This is a genomic window from Commensalibacter sp. B14384M2, assembly GCF_016101865.1.
GTDB lineage: Bacteria > Pseudomonadota > Alphaproteobacteria > Acetobacterales > Acetobacteraceae > Commensalibacter > Commensalibacter melissae.
The window spans coordinates 456,186-474,305 of record NZ_JACFPS010000001.1; the positions used below are offsets into that span (position 1 = coordinate 456,186).

The 18,120-nt window shown below is 36.7% G+C and carries 27 protein-coding genes; 26 read left to right on the forward strand and 1 reads right to left on the reverse strand.

All coding sequences use genetic code 11. The features are described from left to right. Positions 1-5 precede the first annotated feature (5 nt). The 18 genes from H3R33_RS02120 to H3R33_RS09120 all read left to right on the forward strand — a co-directional run bounded on the left by H3R33_RS02120 (position 6) and on the right by H3R33_RS09120 (position 11,067). Entirely contained in the window at positions 6-515 is a 510-nt protein-coding gene (locus H3R33_RS02120; protein WP_155569811.1) for a hypothetical protein, read from the forward strand. Positions 516-517: 2 nt separating this feature from the next. After that, positions 518-1,480 (forward strand): major capsid family protein, encoded by a 963-nt coding sequence (locus H3R33_RS02125; RefSeq protein WP_155569810.1) that lies wholly within the window; start codon positions 518-520, stop codon positions 1,478-1,480. After that, positions 1,480-1,695, forward strand: coding sequence for a hypothetical protein (locus H3R33_RS02130; RefSeq protein ID WP_155569809.1), 216 nt, complete (start codon positions 1,480-1,482; stop codon positions 1,693-1,695). Before H3R33_RS02125 ends, H3R33_RS02130 begins: the two co-directional genes overlap by 1 nt. Further along, a complete protein-coding gene (locus tag H3R33_RS02135) occupies positions 1,685-2,125 on the forward strand; it encodes a DUF4054 domain-containing protein (protein WP_155572423.1) in 441 nt (146 codons plus the stop codon). The genes H3R33_RS02130 and H3R33_RS02135 overlap by 11 nt, the downstream gene beginning before the upstream one ends. After that, positions 2,074-2,673: a hypothetical protein gene (locus tag H3R33_RS02140; protein WP_232351040.1), complete on the forward strand. Its 600-nt coding sequence runs from the start codon at positions 2,074-2,076 to the stop codon at positions 2,671-2,673. The genes H3R33_RS02135 and H3R33_RS02140 overlap by 52 nt, the downstream gene beginning before the upstream one ends. A 3-nt stretch (positions 2,674-2,676) precedes the next feature. Beyond that, positions 2,677-3,060 carry a hypothetical protein gene (locus H3R33_RS02145; RefSeq protein WP_198184667.1) on the forward strand — a complete coding sequence of 128 codons (384 nt, stop codon included), beginning with the start codon at positions 2,677-2,679 and terminating at the stop codon, positions 3,058-3,060. Further along, on the forward strand, positions 3,057-3,641 hold the full coding sequence (locus tag H3R33_RS02150; RefSeq protein WP_198184668.1) for a hypothetical protein: 585 nt from the start codon (positions 3,057-3,059) through the stop codon (positions 3,639-3,641). The genes H3R33_RS02145 and H3R33_RS02150 overlap by 4 nt, the downstream gene beginning before the upstream one ends. After that, positions 3,638-4,765 carry a DUF3383 family protein gene (locus H3R33_RS02155; RefSeq protein ID WP_198184669.1) on the forward strand — a complete coding sequence of 376 codons (1,128 nt, stop codon included), beginning with the start codon at positions 3,638-3,640 and terminating at the stop codon, positions 4,763-4,765. The genes H3R33_RS02150 and H3R33_RS02155 overlap by 4 nt, the downstream gene beginning before the upstream one ends. 2 nt (positions 4,766-4,767) lie before the next feature. After that, entirely contained in the window at positions 4,768-5,217 is a 450-nt protein-coding gene (locus tag H3R33_RS02160; protein ID WP_155569803.1) for a phage protein, read from the forward strand. Between the two features lie 2 nt (positions 5,218-5,219). Continuing rightward, positions 5,220-5,690, forward strand: a complete 471-nt coding sequence (locus H3R33_RS02165; protein ID WP_155572426.1) for a phage tail assembly chaperone — start codon at positions 5,220-5,222, stop codon at positions 5,688-5,690. Positions 5,691-5,707: 17 nt separating this feature from the next. Then, the gene (locus tag H3R33_RS02170) at positions 5,708-5,878 is read left to right on the forward strand and encodes a DUF6889 family protein (RefSeq protein WP_198184715.1); all 171 of its coding nucleotides are present in this window, start codon (positions 5,708-5,710) and stop codon (positions 5,876-5,878) included. A 6-nt stretch (positions 5,879-5,884) separates the two neighbouring features. Continuing rightward, positions 5,885-7,849: a phage tail tip lysozyme gene (locus H3R33_RS02175; RefSeq protein ID WP_155572428.1), complete on the forward strand. Its 1,965-nt coding sequence runs from the start codon at positions 5,885-5,887 to the stop codon at positions 7,847-7,849. Continuing rightward, positions 7,846-8,463: a phage baseplate protein gene (locus H3R33_RS02180; protein ID WP_198184670.1), complete on the forward strand. Its 618-nt coding sequence runs from the start codon at positions 7,846-7,848 to the stop codon at positions 8,461-8,463. Before H3R33_RS02175 ends, H3R33_RS02180 begins: the two co-directional genes overlap by 4 nt. Then, entirely contained in the window at positions 8,460-8,771 is a 312-nt protein-coding gene (locus tag H3R33_RS02185; RefSeq protein WP_198184671.1) for a phage baseplate plug protein, read from the forward strand. The genes H3R33_RS02180 and H3R33_RS02185 overlap by 4 nt, the downstream gene beginning before the upstream one ends. A 460-nt stretch (positions 8,772-9,231) precedes the next feature. Continuing rightward, positions 9,232-9,687 carry a hypothetical protein gene (locus H3R33_RS02190; RefSeq protein WP_155572448.1) on the forward strand — a complete coding sequence of 152 codons (456 nt, stop codon included), beginning with the start codon at positions 9,232-9,234 and terminating at the stop codon, positions 9,685-9,687. Then, complete coding sequence (locus H3R33_RS02195) at positions 9,666-10,367, forward strand: toll/interleukin-1 receptor domain-containing protein (RefSeq protein WP_198184672.1); 702 nt, start codon at positions 9,666-9,668, stop codon at positions 10,365-10,367. The genes H3R33_RS02190 and H3R33_RS02195 overlap by 22 nt, the downstream gene beginning before the upstream one ends. Positions 10,368-10,499: 132 nt before the next feature. Further along, positions 10,500-10,709 (forward strand): phage antirepressor KilAC domain-containing protein, encoded by a 210-nt coding sequence (locus H3R33_RS02200; protein ID WP_155572450.1) that lies wholly within the window; start codon positions 10,500-10,502, stop codon positions 10,707-10,709. Between the two features lie 235 nt (positions 10,710-10,944). After that, positions 10,945-11,067 (forward strand): hypothetical protein, encoded by a 123-nt coding sequence (locus tag H3R33_RS09120; protein WP_255520029.1) that lies wholly within the window; start codon positions 10,945-10,947, stop codon positions 11,065-11,067. Between the two features lie 457 nt (positions 11,068-11,524). Here the strand turns inward: H3R33_RS09120 and H3R33_RS02205 are convergent, their stop codons facing one another. After that, positions 11,525-12,046, reverse strand: a complete 522-nt coding sequence (locus tag H3R33_RS02205; RefSeq protein ID WP_155572452.1) for a hypothetical protein — start codon at positions 12,044-12,046, stop codon at positions 11,525-11,527. A gap of 155 nt (positions 12,047-12,201) precedes the next feature. Between H3R33_RS02205 and H3R33_RS02210 the strand changes: the two genes are divergently transcribed. The 8 genes from H3R33_RS02210 (at position 12,202) to H3R33_RS02245 (ending at position 18,120) form a co-directional block, all read left to right on the forward strand. Continuing rightward, complete coding sequence (locus H3R33_RS02210; RefSeq protein ID WP_198184673.1) at positions 12,202-12,408, forward strand: hypothetical protein; 207 nt, start codon at positions 12,202-12,204, stop codon at positions 12,406-12,408. A gap of 75 nt (positions 12,409-12,483) precedes the next feature. After that, positions 12,484-13,335, forward strand: coding sequence for an antA/AntB antirepressor family protein (locus H3R33_RS02215; protein ID WP_198184674.1), 852 nt, complete (start codon positions 12,484-12,486; stop codon positions 13,333-13,335). A 54-nt stretch (positions 13,336-13,389) separates the two neighbouring features. Then, complete coding sequence (locus H3R33_RS02220) at positions 13,390-14,172, forward strand: phage antirepressor KilAC domain-containing protein (protein ID WP_198184675.1); 783 nt, start codon at positions 13,390-13,392, stop codon at positions 14,170-14,172. Positions 14,173-14,563: 391 nt separating this feature from the next. After that, positions 14,564-14,818 carry a hypothetical protein gene (locus tag H3R33_RS02225; protein ID WP_155567732.1) on the forward strand — a complete coding sequence of 85 codons (255 nt, stop codon included), beginning with the start codon at positions 14,564-14,566 and terminating at the stop codon, positions 14,816-14,818. A 139-nt stretch (positions 14,819-14,957) separates the two neighbouring features. Then, a complete protein-coding gene (locus H3R33_RS02230; protein ID WP_198184676.1) occupies positions 14,958-15,932 on the forward strand; it encodes a hypothetical protein in 975 nt (324 codons plus the stop codon). Then, positions 15,932-16,585, forward strand: a complete 654-nt coding sequence (locus tag H3R33_RS02235) for a Gp138 family membrane-puncturing spike protein (RefSeq protein WP_155567734.1) — start codon at positions 15,932-15,934, stop codon at positions 16,583-16,585. The genes H3R33_RS02230 and H3R33_RS02235 overlap by 1 nt, the downstream gene beginning before the upstream one ends. Then, complete coding sequence (locus H3R33_RS02240) at positions 16,582-16,932, forward strand: hypothetical protein (RefSeq protein ID WP_230880462.1); 351 nt, start codon at positions 16,582-16,584, stop codon at positions 16,930-16,932. Before H3R33_RS02235 ends, H3R33_RS02240 begins: the two co-directional genes overlap by 4 nt. A 3-nt stretch (positions 16,933-16,935) precedes the next feature. After that, positions 16,936-18,120 (forward strand): baseplate J/gp47 family protein, encoded by a 1,185-nt coding sequence (locus H3R33_RS02245; protein ID WP_155569789.1) that lies wholly within the window; start codon positions 16,936-16,938, stop codon positions 18,118-18,120.

Below are 18,120 nucleotides of genomic sequence, written 5' to 3' on the forward strand. Positions count from 1 at the left end.
AATAAATGGTTGCTTATTTATATCGAATAGACACAGGTTTTGAAGGAAATTTATCAAGGCAATCCGCTAATGGTGATGTATTCAGTGAAATTTTATCACCTGATGCCGATTGGAGTAAATACGGTTTCGGACGACCTGTAAAATATGATGATAAAGGAAGAATTGTTCCTTTGGCAGAAAAGGATACAGCAGATGTTATCCAGGGTTTTTTAGTGCGTAATTTTCCAAGTCGTGCAATCGCAGATGATGGTTTTGGCGGATATCCACAAGTTAACGGTGGTGCGGTTCCAGTCGCAAGGCGTGGTTATATGACTGTCAGATTATATGGAGCGGCAATGGCGAAAAAGGGTGCAGCTGTTTTTATCCGTACTGGTTCCCCATCTGATACATCCCCTTTGGGAGGTGTTGAGGCCGCTGATTCAGGCGATGGGAATACTATTAAGCTTCCGAATGCACAGTTTGAAGGTAATGCTGGTGTTGATGGAATAACAGAAATTTCTTTTGGGATTAAATAATTATGCCTATAACATATGATACTTCAAGAGTACAAGTTAATGATAGCAATGGTGTTTATCTTATAAGTCAATTGGAAAAATATGACTATATTCTTCACCAACCTTTGCAGTATTGTTCCTGGTCAAGGGATATTGATTTACGTGAAGATATCACGGTTGCCCATCAGTTATCAAGTTTTTCAAGGTCTAAATTTGGATTGACAGGAGGTACCGAAGCTTCTGGTTCTGGTATTCCATGGTTTGGTGATGAATCCACCGCTATTCCATCTGCAAGTGTTGATACTGAAAAAGTAACATTGCCTATCAGGGATGTTGTTTACAATTTAAAATATTCAGAACTTGAATTGCAAAGATCAAAAGAAACTGGGCAGCCAATTGATCAACAAAAATTGGCCGCAATACAATCCGCCCATCAAATGAATATAGATCATATGGTTTATATGGGTGCACCGGAATGGGATAAAGCATATGGATTAACCAATCATGCCGATGTATCAGTTGGCAATTCAACCATAAAATGGGATACAGCTGATGCAAAAGCCATTCAGGACAGTATTTTAGATGGTATGTCACAGACATGGAAAGCAAGTGCATTTCGTGTCCCTCCATCTCATATTCTGGTGCCACCTAAATTGTTTAATAAATTAAATATTACCGTATCAGCAGCTGGTACAATGTCCATATTGGAGTATATTAAAAAGAACAATGTTTATACACAGTCAATGAATGGTGCCCCCTTAAATATTTACCCTGTTAAATGGCTGGATGCTGAAGTCCGTAAAAACAAGGAAAACAGGATAGTATTCTATACAAAAGATCAGAATTATGTTCGTTATCCAATGACACCTCTTCAAGCGTCAACTTTATCTGTTTCCAATTTAATATATTCACTTTGTTATTATTGCACATTAGGACAGGTGGAAATTGTCTATCCTGATACAGTTTCATATATGGATGGTGTATAATGTCTGTTATATTGGTTAAATACCCATTTTTTATTGATAAAATATACTATCAGGTGGGTAGACATGAAATAGATGACAAACTTGTTTCTCATCCTTTTGTCAAAGAACGGGCAATTGTATTGGAAGAAAACAAGAGAGATTTTGATCCACCCGAACCACCCAATCAGAATGATCAAAAAACTGGTTTGAATAAGAATAATAAAAATGGAAAATAATAACGAAATCATCATAGACTCAACCCATAAAATAGGTCTTGATGATTTTTTTTATTATTTCCCAGAATTTATTCAAGGCGATGATACTGAACAAAAGCGATATCCAGATCAAACAATATTGAGTTTCATCAAAATTGGTATTGAATTCGTCAATATCGATCTTTGGGGAGATAATTGGAAATGGGGTGTATGTCTATTCGCGGCTCATGAATTGGTTATATCTATTAACCAAAATGAGAATGGGAATGCCACACCAGGGTTAACCAACGGAGTTATTGCCAGTAAGTCCGTTGGTTCTGTAAGCAAAAGTTATGATACAGGAAACGCATGTTATAGCGATGCAGGCTATTATAACCTGACCTCATATGGACAACGTTATTGGATTTGGTCGAAGCGTTATGGACGGTTGTTGGGAGGATTGCAATTCTGATGAGAATTTCAATAGATAATGACAAATCTGAAAAAATATTGAAAACAATTCGATCAATGTCCAATAAACGTGTCTTAATTGGTATTCCCAAAGACACAGCTGATCGTAATGATGGAACTGGTGTTAGCAACGCATTGATTGGATATGTCCTGGAAACAGGTTCTCCTGAACATAACATACCTGCAAGACCTTTTTTGGTTCCTGGAGTAAATTCCGTCAAAAATACAGCTGTTAATATTTTAAAAAAGGCTGGTGCCCATGCTTTGAATGGAAGGGAAAATGAATTCATAAAGGGTTTGCATAAAGTTGGTTTAATGGCTGTTGGTGCAGTCAAGGATAAAATGGATACCGGGCCATTTGCACCACTTTCTGATGCAACATTAAAAGCAAGAATAAGAAGAGGTGGTGGATCAAAAATCGGTGCTGAAGAAGAATTGAAAAATCGTTTGAATGGAGGCTCTCCTGGGACTTCTTTAGCTCAACCTTTAATCGATACTGGAAACTTACAAAATAGTATTGTTTATGTAATTCGTGAGAAGAAAAATTAAACCATGCCTTTTTTAGATGTTACAGATGTATTGGATGATCCTGATTTTTCACAATTTATCGAGGTGAAACGCTCGATTAACAGGATTGATGAAAATGGTGAAAGTAAACTTGATACTTTCAAATATAAAACACATGGTGTGGTTCAACCGATATCCGCACAGGAATTGATAAGATTGCCTAATGCTGAACGATTGCAAGGCGGATGTACTGTGTATACAAAATTTCATCTGATTGCTGGTCATGATGATATATCGGCAGATATTATTGATGTCAATAACAGTTCATATGTGGTTGTATCAGTTGATAATTGGGGAAATTTTGGACTTGGCTACACAATGGCAAAATGTGCTCTTTTAAATATGAGAGATAATGGTGATACAGCATGAAAGCCAATTCTCCAACGCCTGATGGAATTATGCCAACAGAAGGTAGCGGTGCGGAAAATGACAAAGATTTAGATATAATCTTTGGCGACTTAATTTCACAAATAACAGGATTATCAAGAAATTTATGTCGCAGACGTTGGCAAGAAAACCCTCCACCGCAACCAGATAGAAATATGGATTGGTGTGCTTTGGGTATTGTCGATATCGAACCAGATATTAATGACTATAAATATTTCCAGGATGGAATTGGATTGATTGTTGGTTTCCATGAAACCTTATCATTGCTTGTCTCATTTTATGGGCCAAACGCAACATTGAATGCAATGAATTTACGGATTGGTCTAACCTTATCCCAAAACAGGATTATTTTATCAGAACATGGAATGGCATTCATGAATGCAACAAATCCCATAAGATTTCCTGAATTGATCAATAGGCTATTTTTACCAAGAACGGACATAACATTAAAAATAAGACGTCATGAAAAAAGAATTTATCCTATTAAAAGTGCTGTTTCATCAGATGGCGTCATTACAGCGGAATATGTTAAACAATCATTCACAACGGAGAATATAAAATGACGCAAGGTCTGCCATTATCTGATATTGTCAATGTGTCAGTTACCCTTGAACCACAAGCTACATCCACCCGTAATTTTGGTTCTTTCTTGATATTGGGTGACAGTAAGGTTTTGGATAATAAAACCTTGCATTTATATGAAAGTTTAGATGCACTCGCCACTGATGGATTTACGGTAGATAGCCCAGAATACAATGCGGCGAAAGTTTTTTTTGCCCAGTCACCGCAACCTTCAACTCTATATATAGCAAGAATGGATTTTGAAGGAACAGAAAATGATTTGCGACAAGCGGTATTGGGGCTTTCACAATCTTCCTGTGATTGGTATGGATTGGGACTTGCCTTTTCCAAGGAAATTGATAATCAGCAAATTGTGGAAGTCGCAAAAGATATAGAAGGTTTTTCCCCTTCCAGGACATTATGGGTGACAACTCGGGAAGTGGGAGCCATTCAGGAAAACAGTGACAACAATCTGGCTTATTTATTAAACAAGGCAAAATTGTCTCGAACATGGTGCCAGTACAGTTCTTCAAATCCTTATGCGGCAATCAGTGCTTTTGCAAGAATTGCAACTGTTGATTATACGGGTGAAAATACAACTTTAACTCTAAAGTTTAAAAATGAACCTACAATTGAAAGTGAAACATTAACATCTTCACAATATAAAGTTCTCGCATCAAGAAAATGCAATGTTTTTGTTCTTCTTCAGAATGGTGAATCAATTATTCAGGAAGGGTATATGTCTGATGGAACATGGGCTGATACAAGAATAGGCGTTGATTCATTGCAAAATAACTTACAAGTGGCCGGTTTCAACCTTTTATATAGTGACAATAAAATACCATTGACAGATGAAGGGATGACAACTCTAAAAAATGCCTATGATCAGGTTTGTCAACAATATGTCATTAATGGATTTTTTGCACCAGGATTATGGGATGGCCCAGATATAGGTATTCTGAAAACAAATCATATGCTTAATAATGGCTATTATATCTATGCTCCACCTATTGCCACACAATCTTCCGCTGATCGGGCAGCCCGTAAGGCGGTGACTATGCAGATAGCCTGTAAACTGGCTGGAGCCGTTCATTTTTCCAATCTTATTGTTAATGTGAGAAATTAGATATGCAAGTAGGATCAACTTATTCTTTTTTAGACGTTACCTGTACTATAGGTGGGCCAGGATTTTCCATTTCTTTGGGAGAGGGTTCCGGAAATGCGGAAGAAGGTATCACCATTCAAATGGTGGGTGACAAAAATACCATGTTGACTGGGGCGGATCATACGGTAATGCATTCGTTACATGCAACAAATGCTGGTACTGTCTCGGTAAAATTATTCCAGGTGAGTCCCAAAAACGCACTTTTGCAAGCGGCTTACAATGCGACAAGAATGTCATCTTCCCTATGGGGAAAAAATACCATTTCAATTGAACAGAAAAATTCAAAAGATACTATTGTCTGCAATACCTGCGCCTTTCAAAAACAGCCGGATATATCATATGCAAATAATGGTGCCATACTTACATGGTCTTTTCACTGCGGTCAAATTATAGGTATGTTGGGAACATATTAAAAATGGAAAAATCAACATTGGAAAATTCATTTAGAGAAGATTTTTTTAAAATCAGCGATCATGTGGTAATCAAGGGTAAAAAATTTACTTTTAAAAAATTATCGGCGATGCAACAGTTTCATCTGACACGTCGACTTGCGCCAATTATCGCCTCATTTGCTGATGGTGTTCCTTCTGGCAGCAACATCATGGAGGCAAAAAAATCTTTTAATTTAACTAAAATTGGTGAGGAAATAGCCAAATTATCAGATAATGATGCTGATTATATCATTAGCACGTGTTTGCAGACTGTGGAATATCGTGATGAAGAACATGAACGTGATTTCCCGATATGGCATAGAACTGGTGGTTTGGCTTATGAATGGATTGAATTGCCTGACATGCTTACATTGACATGGTCAGTGATTTTATACAATCTCGGGGGTTTTATTCCCGCCGTCCCCTCCAATACGAAGCGACTGGGTGCGGCGTAAATTTCAAGGCAGTTACATTGCCGGATTGTATGGATTTCATGATGCGTCCTGTTTTGGCAGGTATATGTAAAATGGAATCACTATATAACGGGACACTTGATCTAAATGATTTCGCTCTTATGAATGACGCGTTGAATGCAAAGGCGGAAAACGAGATAAGAGCTCAAAAAGCAAATCAGAATCAATAAAAAACAATGGCATCATCTAGTGTAATTCAGGAATTCCTTGTCGGATTGGGTTGGAAAATCGACGAGCAGGGACAACAGAGATTTATTGAGGCTCTCGAAACAGTTAAAAAAACAGCATTGGCTGTTACCGCATCATTCATGGGTGTGGTTGTTGCCGTTTCAAAAGTTGCCGAATCATATAATCAGCTTGAGTTTTCAAGTGATCGAGCTCAGTCTACTGTAGCTGGTATGCAGCAATTGGCTTTTGCAGTGTCACAGGTTGGGGGAAATGCGGAGGCGGCAAGAGCAAGCTTGCAGTCAATTGGCAACTTTTTAAGGTCTTCTCCCGGAGCGGAATCGTTCATTCAACGTTTGGGAGTCAATACCAGGGACGCTGAAGGCAGATTGCGTGACACATCCATGATCATGCAAGACCTTTCCTCACAATTCAAGACAATGCCATACTGGCAGGCCAAAGCATCAGCGGGCGTGTTGGGAATTGATGAAAACACTCTTCAGGCCATGATGCGAGGCCTGGGAAATTTTGGAAAACAATATTCTGATATTTATAAGGCTGTTGGTGTCAATCAGGATCAGGCCGCCAGAAAATCAGTGAAATTCATGCGGCAGTTCAATCTGACCGCTGTCGCGATAAAGGCTTTACGAGACCGTGTGGCTGTCTCCCTAATGGATGGTATTGGCGGAGATATTGTAAAATTCCGCAATTTGTTGATATCCCATTCAAGGGAAATAACTGATGCCATTGAAAAAATATCGCGTTTCGTGATCGATCTTTCTGAAAAACTGTTTAGAATGTTCAGCGAAGGTGTTGATGCCATTTCCGGTCTTTATAATCAGTTTATGAAACTGGATGATGGATCATTGGGATGGATCAAAACATTAGGTGAGCTATATTTGGGATGGGTAGTCCTATCAACGGCATTGAAGGCAACTCCCCTGGGTATTGTATTCTTACTTGGGGCGTTTATCCTTTCTTTATACAATGATTATAAAAAATGGAAAGATGGTAGCAAATCCCTAATAGATTGGGAAAAATGGAAACCTGGTATCGATGCGTTCACAAAATCCATAGAGAATATCATGGATATTTTCAGGACTATGTGGCCCAATATTAGAGAATGGACAGCCCCTTTATTAAGCTATTTCAAAACAGAGTTTCTCGCGACCTTTACGGAACTTGGAAAATTGATCCAGCATATCAGTGGCGCGCTGGATGACCTGCTAAATGGTCGATTCAATTCATCATGGGATAATATCAAGCTGGCATTCGATGACCTAAAGGATTTCAGTAAAAAAGATGCTGAGGCCACTGATCAAATGATGCGGGATTATAGGGAGCGTGCGGCGGGTGCTGTTGTTGGTGCCCAGCAAAAATTGACAGGCCTGAATTTTGACAGGGTTCAGCAGGCCATGCAATATCTCACCTCTCAAGGGATTGACAGGGTTCACGCTATTGCCATGATCGGGAACTGGCAACAGGAAAGCAGTCTTGATCCCGCGAAAAAAGGGCCGGGAGGTCATGGCGGGTTGGAGCAATGGAATGAAGATCGTCGTGACAAAATCTTGAAAGGTACAGGTATTGATGTATGGAAAGCAAATTTTGCGGATGCCATGAGAGCGGCGGTTTGGGAATTGAAGAATGGAGATCAAACAAAGAACTTTAGAAATTTTATGAAATCTTCCGATCTTGATTCTGCTACTGCGGCTTTTAATAAATATATTGAAATATCGGGGGAAAACATGAATGACCCGAATATGCTTAAACGCATAGGTTATGCTCATAACATTGATCTGATGACAAAATTGATGCCCATGGCACAGAAAAGTGTCAATAACAGTCAAACAATCAATCAGAATATTACCGTTAATGGAGCAAAAGACCCGCATGCGACTGCAAACGAGATTAAAAATATAACACGGCAGGCTCAGAATAATTCACTGGTGAGAAATATGAAAGGACGCAGGGCATGAGTTTTACCGATATTGCAACCAGTCTATTGTTTAACAGTGGTCATTCTCTTGGCAATGGAGATGTTAAGGTCATTCCTGACCTTGTCATGCGTGAACGACATAAAGATACATTGGGGATAACCTCGCATCCCATTCAAACCGGTGCCGCAATTACGGATCATGCCTATGTTATTCCACCTCAATTCACGCTTGAATGGGGTTGGTCAAATTCAAGTCTGAAAGCCTTGACTGAAAATTTTTCCGATTTTAAGCTGAGCAATTTCGTAACCGGTAAATTGGGAGAGAATTATATCAATGAGGTTTATGAGTCGTTAAGAAAATTGCAACAAAAACGTGTTTTGTGTACAGTTGTCACAAGCAAGAGAAAATATAAAAATGTCCTGATTGAATCCATTGATACAGAAACAACTGAAAACACCACATATTCCATGATGGTCATATTGAATTGCAGGTCTGTGCAAATAGTCGAGACATCAATGGGGAAAATATCAACCCCGACAAATGTGCAAAAATTTTCCTCCAAAACATCATCCCAATTGAAGATGGGCACGAAACAATTGAAAAATGTCGATAATGACAGCCTGTCAGATAGAATAAGTGAGCTGTTCCAATGAACAAGCTGTATGAAATACCATTGATTCCAGCAAACCAGAGTTTCAACATCTCAATTTTACAAAAAAACTATCAATTGCGTCTGTTCTATTGCAATGCGCCTAATGGAGGATGGATTCTTGATATTATGAATGCGGACGGCACTCCGATCCTGTTGGGTGTTCCTCTTGTCACGGGGGCCAATTTGCTTGAACAGTTCAGCTATATAAAGTTCTCGTTTGGTCTTGTCGTGGTTACAGATGGAAATTCTGATAAAGTTCCGACTTTCAATAATCTGGGAAATGAATCATATTTATATGTCATTATCTAGTTTTGACAGTGCTCCCACTTTTCTTGATATACAAAATCTCCTGGCTTGCCCCAGCACCATCCTTTGGTTTTCAAATAAGTTATATATTCATCTCGCAAAGCGCAATGTTTTATCATTTTAATTTATAAGGTTTTGTTTGCGATATCCCTTCACCATCAACAGTTATCAGATTGGGAGATTTGCTATTGTTTTCCTGTGCATTCACAAATAAGGGGAATAATAAGGATGAGGAGAATATATCTTAACAGGGATTTTCTAAAGATGAAAATTACTTGAAATTAGAAACTATAGTAAAATAATTTTGAAATGTAAAATTTATAGATTTTCTAAAAAATTTGTTAATATCGTGCATGATAAATGAAAAATGATTAGTAGATCATTTATGATTTTCAGATACTTTTACGGTGGGTAATTGTTATTAATGTCGGATTATTAAAAAATTTAAAATAAGAAGCCACACATGTCAGAAAAAATTTTAAACTATGACTCCTCTGCGGTACAACAACACATTAATATACTTCAGAATATTATCACGCGGCTTGCTAATAATAGTGTGAATTGTAAACAATGGTGTTTAGCTATAACTGCAGCAGTGTTTTCTATTTTAGCTAGTAATAAACAAATATCCAATTGTATGTATGCTGTATTTCCTATAATTACTTGCTGGATTTTAGATGCTTACTACTTGTGTATGGAACGCGCTTTCAGGAACAATCATAAAAAATTTATAGAAAAACTTCACAGTCATAATTTGCAATTTACTGATTTATATAATTTAAAAAGAGAAAGCATTACATGCTATCAAATGCTTAAAGCTCTTTATTCTGTATCTGTTTTACTTTATTTATCATTAATATTATTTTGTATTTTTATAAGTTACGTAGGTATAATAAAATGTATAAAAGTTTTTATGTAGAAAATTTTGATAATTATAGTAATGAATCATTCATAAATTTAAATGATTATAGCGATAAACGCAAAAAAATTAATGAATATCTTGGTGATTTTGTAAAAGATATTAACAACAATAAAGCAACTATATCTGGTGATGATATTATTGAAAAATTTTTTCCAGAAAATAAATATGATATCTTTTTATCTTACGCACACAGCGATAATAATAAGGTCATTAACTTAGCAAATTTTTTAGAAAAAGAATATGAATATAAGGTTTTTGTCGACTCTATACTTTGGGGAAATATATATGAATTATTAAAAGAAATTGATAAAATATGCTGTTTAAACAGCGTTGGTAATTATGATTATGATAAAAGAAATTTTACAACAAGCAATCTTTTTTTAATTTTAAGTGCAGCTCTACATAGAATGATTGAAAAATCAGATTACTTTTTTTTCTTAGAGACCAAACAATCTATTAATGAAAATAAAAAATTAATATCTCCTTGGATTTATTCAGAATTATCTTTTGCAACTCAAGTAAAACGAGGAGATGAACCTGAAAATAAACTTTTTGAAAAAGCAACTTTTAATATTGAAAATTTAAATGAAGGTAGACCAATAACAGAATTTGTGTATTCAATACCTTCCTTAGATTATATTTTACCTTATGAAGAATTTTCAAAACTTCTTACTTAATGATGATTAAAGTTCTATCCCTCCATCACGATTATTATTTAACCTTTCTTGAAATCTTTTAATTCTCTTTTGAACTTTTTGTTCAAACAGCTTTTGAGTAAGCTTTATAACTTTTGATTTTCGCTCTCTAATTTGGTACAGGGAAAATATCAGCCTGTTGTCAATCTTGATGATCCCATCTTTCTGAGAAACACGCTATTAACCTATACGGAAAAATGCTTGATGCTTGAAAATGAGAATAATGCATTGAAACCGAAGGCGGATGGATTTGATCGCATTGCAGCGGCGGACGGTTCGTTATGTATCACGGACGTGGCGAAGAATCTTCAGATGGGAAAATGAAAATCTCTTCACTATAGTCTTCAATATACTGACGGGTGAGCGGTTTGACATTATCGCGGACATCATACAGAAAACAGAATGGAACAAATTTTAAAAACCAAAATCACATAATTTTTATGCAGTAATGTCATAATATTGGAGTGGTTTGCAGATGAAGGTGACGCCAAATATGGAGTCACCTATGATCATACAGGAAATAGGAGCGTTCCTCATATTTGATGAGTGGTAAAATTAGATGAAATGGGGGTTCGCGCCACGGTGGAGCAAACCTTGTTTATATCGTTTTCTATGGTTCAAGGGTGTCACTATTAATGACATCCTTTTCATCATTCCGATTGCGTTGGTAATACCGACATAATCATTATACCCATGGCGTCGGTAATACCGACATCATCCTTCATTACTATCATTAATATATAGGGTGTACGTTTTGCGTACCCCCTTTTCGTTTAAAGGTCTATGGATCCCTGATTCAGGGCCCCTATAGAAGGAGAATTTATCTTTATTCCTAAACTTACCAAAATGGGAGATTTGTAGTTTTCTTCTGCTTTACAATGAGTAGAAATAGCATCATTGATTTGGTTATAAATGGCTGTTTTCCGCCAAAGCTCAAATTTGAGCTTTGGGAGTTTTCTACGGTTTATAGCATCAAAGGATGTAGATATTATCTACACCCTTTTCATTATTATAGGGTTTTCCCCCGTTTTGGGGAAAACCTTATGTTAAGAAATAACTTATGTTTATGGATCAATATTGTTTGCTCCCCCAAACGGGGGAGCAAAAATTTAACAAATAAAAGGATTGTAATCTTTTAATTAACTTTTTTTATCTATGGATATATTAGCTTTATCAAGTAATTGCTGCATATAGTCAGAAGCTTCTTGTCTATTGTTTGATTTTGTTTCTCTCCATATCTTAATTAACTTATTTATATGGGGCCATATTACATCAATACAATCTCTTCGTAACCTATATAAAACTTCATCTTCTGAAAAATATTTCCAATGTATTTTTATAAATTCTAATATTTCTTCCTCATCATAAGTAGGATTTGTATTTGGATCTTTAGCCAGGTTAATAAATCTAACTCCCTCATTAACGTCCCAATAATATTTCCAATTGGTGTCATTCACTTCTTTATAATTATCTGTATAGGTTTTAGAAATATCAGAATATGTTTTTTCTGCTATATCCCTGATTGCACTTTCTACAACTGTTGTGATTGTTTGTTTGGTAATTCTTGATACAAATTCTAATGCGAATCTTGTTTTAGGATCAAGACGTATCGTTAAGCTCTCAGTTCTATTAATGTTACGCTTTCTAGTTGTTTGTGCCATTTTTTATACTTAATAAATTTCCGTTATTCATAAATAAATATATGTAATACAAAAAAATTGCAAATAGAGCTTGAATTATAGATAAATTTAGTATACTAATTTGTAATGCATAATATGTGCATATCATTAAAAAAATATAAAAAGGAATAATAATAATGACTATTGGATATGGTAATAAATTTCCGTTAATTGATCGAAGTAATGTTTCATTTCGTATCCCAACGAAATTATTGGAAAATATTGATAAATGGGGGATTGAAAATGAGTATTCAAGCAGGACAAGGGCCATGTGCAAGATTTTGGAAACTGGCTTGAAAATTTTAAAAAATGAGGGAGTTAAAAATAATGAAATGCAATTTTGATAATAAAAAAGCAGCGGCACAGTTTGACGACGAACCCGCTGCTTTATCTCAAATCATCACGAAAGAAATTCTAACATGAATAATCAGAATATAGCAAATATTTCTAATAATGCAAATACACTGCCAAAAGAGTTTTCAGAAATATCTCAATTATGTATTGCGACAGATGTTGTAATCGGTGGACAAAATGTTTTGGGAATTGATGATGCGAGAAATTTACATGAATGTTTAGGCGTTGGTAGAGATTTTTCTACATGGATACAAAAAAGAATAACAAGATATAGTTTTGTTGAAGGTGTAGATTATCAATATTTTGATTCCCCCAAACGGGGGAATCAAAAATTAAGTCATGGTGGTGATAGAAAATCTAAAACATATAGTTTGACTCTTGATATGGCCAAAGAATTGGCGATGGTTGAGAATAATGAAAAGGGTCGCCTAATTCGTCGTTATTTTATCTGGTGTGAAAATCAATTACGTAATCAATCAAAAACATTATCACCTATCCAATACGGCGGGATAACCAAATCGGTTGTCAACAAGGCCGTTGCCATTTTACGGAAAGATTTCGAGAAAGTGTATCGGGATGTCGAATTCCTGAAAACAGGTTTCGATCCATCCGCCGCTTTCGTGACATACTACAAACCTATCATCGCCGTCCTTAAGGAAAAGAATGTTCCCCAGAAAGGGAGACGGACATTGTCATGCAGATGTTCGGGAAGGATACACCGTTATCTTATCAGGATGGACAAGGCATCGATGATCCAGATCAGTCGTGAAACGGGTCGGTATATCTATCACATCGACGGGATCAGTGAATGGCTCGGTTATGAAGGTGAGAACATCATCCGGAACCATATCGATAAGGTGATGGGGCAGGGTCGGCTTCATCTGGTACCCTCAACCAACAATTCTTTCAAGCATTAACAAGAGACGATGAAAAAATACTCTCATTATTAATGAGGGTAAAGGAGAGCCGTTATGGATCAAAATCTAAATACAAATTCACATGAACCTTTTCATTCTTTTTCTCATCAAAAATTAATAATTGCTAACACTAAAATCAGACAGGATGATGAGGGTCGTTACTGTCTGAATGACTGTCATCGTGCTTCTGGCATGAGTGAAACAAAAAGACCAGGTAATTGGTTAAAAAATGCTCAAACTGTTGAATTAATTAATGAATTAGGCGATGCTAAAATTATAGCATCGGATAAATTGGTTAATCCTGTTAATGTAATCAAGGGTGGAAATAACCAAGGAACATACGTAGTCAAGGAACTTGTTTACGCCTATGCAATGTGGATCAGTCCGGCTTTTCATCTGAAGGTCATTCGTGCGTATGATGATTTGGTTCAAGGTAAATATCAACCTGTTGGCCATTTCCAAATTCCACAATCTTATCCTGAGGCATTACGTCTTGCTGCAGATCAAGCCGAGCAGATTAAGGAATTGAAACCGAAGGCGGATGGATTTGATCGCATTGCAGCGGCGGACGGTTCGTTATGCATCACGGACGTGGCGAAGAATCTTCAGATGGGGCCAAAGGAACTGTTTTTCTATCTCAATTCCCATGAATGGATTTACCGACGGACTGGCAACAAGAACTGGCTTGCCTATCAGGACAAGATCAAGCAGGGATTGCTTGAGCATAAGGTGACGGAGGTTTCATTGAGTGATGGAACAGGCAGGATCAGTGAACAGGTGAGGATAACGCCAAAGGGACTGACCAGATTGTCCGAAATGTTCTCGAATCATGTATAGACGTGATCGTGAACAGTAATCACCGGAATTAATGACGTGGATTATAATATATATACTCTTTTATTAAGTAAATATTAATAACTCAAAGAAATAAAAGTTAATTCCTTTAAGAAATATTATCTTGATATCTTATCTTTACTGGTTAATTTTAGTTAATGAATATTAATCATATATAAACAAGCTTTATTATTTGTATCGATAAACATCGATAAAACCATATTGTAGATAGTGACCTTCTCTGAACAATCTGTTCACTATCTACGCACCTAGTATGGTTTAAAAAATATATAGGCTTCTTTTATGTAGGGTTATGTTCGTGGATATCAAGAGTGTTATTAAAAATTATTAATTGTTATTCAACAATTGAATGAAAGATTGAATGGCTAGTGTTATGACCAATATAACTCTGAATATTAACGAGAGTTGCTCTCACGAGAAAAAGATACATTATATTGAGGAAACGGTAAAAAATTGCGTGAAAAATCTGAATGTCCATAATGAAATCATGAAGAAGGTTATCAAGAGCATTGACTGTTTGTCTCCAAAAGACCCGACTTACAAACTTGAGTTGATAAATACGTTAAAATGCATCACCTCATTACTGGGGAATATTGATGATGATATCGATTCATTGCGGAATATATGATTTTAACGATGAGCGACCAGATTCCTAATCTCTATGGTGAGCCCATATCTGGGCTTACCGTATAGATAACCAGTTTTTCTAAATAACCATCAAAACGATACAAGCCATCCATTTGGGTGGCTTTTTTATTGGATAAATTATGTCATTACAATTCTTGAGAAGCTGTATATTAGTGGTTTCAGATAATGCAGGTAATACAGAAGATTTATCCTTGTTGAGGATTACATTCAGGGTAACGCATGGAACTATTCAAACTCCAAGAAAGCTTGTATTAAAAATATGGAATCCTTCACCAATTACTATAAATAATGCCAAATCATTCTATACATCCATTAGTTTATCAATTGGTTATCAAAAAGAATCTTCAGTATTGTTTGAGGGAAAAATACAGCAAATTAGAGATGGACAGGAAAATCCTGTAGACACCTTTTTGGAAATTATAGCTGTGACTGGTGGGATGGCATATGCAGAGGCAGTAAGTTCAGCAGTGCTACCGGCAGGTTGGTCATATAAACATGCGCATTCCCAGATTGTTGAGGATATGGCCAAAAAAGAAAATGTTGGCAAAGGCGATTTCCCATCATTGACAGGATCGGCTCCACGTCCGAAAATAATGTATGGCATGACACGTGATCATTGTCGTGTTCTTGCGCATTCAACATCTGCCGCATGGAATATAGATGATAATGGTGTTTCGTTTTATCATATACCAGATATGGTGAAGCCACAATCGCAAAATGAAGAGGCAATAATCCTGTCACCAAAAACAGGTCTTATTGGCGTTCCCGTTCAGACTCCTGATGGCGTTCAGGCAACCTGCCTAATGAACGCCCGTTTAAAAAGAAATGTACTTGTTCAAATAAAGGATGCCAGAACTCTTGATGCGCAAGCCGATGTCTCATATAGCGCAATCAATGGTGGAAATCAGGTCATGACAAATGAAAATGGTGTTGAACGTAGAAGTGTTATAGGAACATCTCCAACAGGAACCTATCGTATCGCCTATGTAGATCATGAGGGAGATACAAGAGATAATGTTTGGTACTCGACTATTTGTTGCATTGCCGTTGATGTATCGGCGGTTCAGACACAAAGAACCATAGGAGCTTTTTAATGGATACCAGGGAAAGATATCCTGACAGACAAGAGGAACTTTTATTGATCGGTGATGCCTTGCAAGGACGTATGTGGACGATGTTGCCAGGTATAGTCGTTAAATATTTTATACAAGACAATACACCTGTTGCATCAGTGAAACTGGCAATCAAGGGATATGACATTATTGATGATGGTAGCAAGACTTTTCATGATTTACCAATATTGCCCCATTGTCCGGTAATGTTCCCGAGAGGTGGTGGATATTCCATAACTTTCCCAATAAAATCCGGTGATGAGTGCATGGTTCTTTTCGCAAGCCGCTCCATAGATGAATGGTGGCAATCCGGTACAGGTCAACCACCATATGATTTTCGTCAGCATGATCTTTCAGATGGAATATGTCTTGTCGGTCTGACAAGCAAATCGAAACCATTCAAAAACATAAACACATCTTCCTTACAGATAAAAAGTGATAATGATGATCTGTTAATCGAGTTAGATAACAATCAGATCAATATCAAGGCAAAATCCATCAATATTGAAGGTGATGTAAATATAAAAGGTGAGATGAAAGCATCTGGTGATGTTATTGGTGGAGGAATAAGTCTGAAAAATCATAAACATGGTGGTGTTCAACCTGGTGGTGAGGAAACGGGAACTCCAAAATGAAAATAAGAATTGTTGATAAAAATGGAGACATGCAGTTTGGACAATCCCTGAACAATTTCCTTTCTGATCATCCAAGGGTTGTTTCTCAACTGCTTGATTCAAGATTGAAATTATGGACAGGGGAATGGTTTTTCGACACAAGTGACGGGATACCCTGGGCAACCAATGTTTTGGGTGAACATACAGCCAATATTTATGATGCTGTTATTAGAGAAAGAATATTGGACACACAAGGTGTCAGTCATATTGAACATTATCAAAGCCGGCTTAACAACCGTAAGTTGAATGTAAATGCAATTGTACAAACAACCTATGGCAAGACATCAATAGATTATGGAGAAACGTAATAAATGAGTATTTCTCAAATTATATGTAATGTGACAGATAAAGGTATTACCGCTCCAACTTATGATGTTATTCTAAATTGGTTTCAAGAACAATACCGTTCAATTTATGGACAGGATATTGTCTTGGATAATTCAACCCAGGACGGACAATGGATCGCCATTCAGGCTCAGGCTGTAAATGCGAGCAATCAGGCCATGATAGCTGTCTTCAACTCATTTTCTCCCGCAAAGGCTCAAGGTACCGCATTATCAAGTAATGTAAAAATAAATGGAATTAAACGTAAGGATGGTAGCAATTCCTCTTGTGATGTTATCATCACTGGTGTTCCTGGAACAATTATACAAAACGGATTGATACAGGATACAATTAACAATTATACATGGAAATTGCCTGTTACGGTCGTTATTCCGTCTTCAGGAGAAATAACGGTAACTTCCATATGTCAGGTTCCAGGTGCGGTAACTGTCAATATATCGACATTGACAGTTATAAAAACCCCAACGAATGGCTGGCAGACAGTTACGAACGCAACTACGGCATCTGTCGGGAAAGAGCCCCAGTCTGATGCTGATTTGCGTATTCAACAGGCTGCAAGCACAATGATATCTGCATACAGTATAATGGATGCATTGATAGGTGCGATATTAAATCTAAAGGGTGTGATTGATGTCAAGGGTTACGAAAACAACCTTGGCAATAAAGATGAAAAAGGTATTCCTGCAAACAGTATAGCACTTGTTGTTGATGGAGGTGACGCTAATGAAATAGCAACCATCATCGCAAACAAAAAATCTATGGGTGTTGGCACTTATGGTGAGACAAGTGTTACAGTGATAAACCCGATTGGTGGACAACAGACAATCAATTTTTTACGTCCAATTGAAATTGATATCTTTGTTTCAATTAGATTGCAGGCCCTTACAGATTATACCAATGAAATTGGTCAATCAATCGCACAAAATGTTTCAAGTTATATTCTATCTCAAAAAATTGGATGTGTAATTTATACAACGAGATTGTTTGCGCAATCTACCTTGCCTAATGATAATGGCGGTTTAACTTATGACATCATTGATATTCAGATAGGTTTGGACAGGAATAACCTATCTTCATCAAACTTGAAACTGGCATTTAATCAGAAACCCATGTGTCCAGTCGCCAACATAACGATTAATGCAACAGAGTAA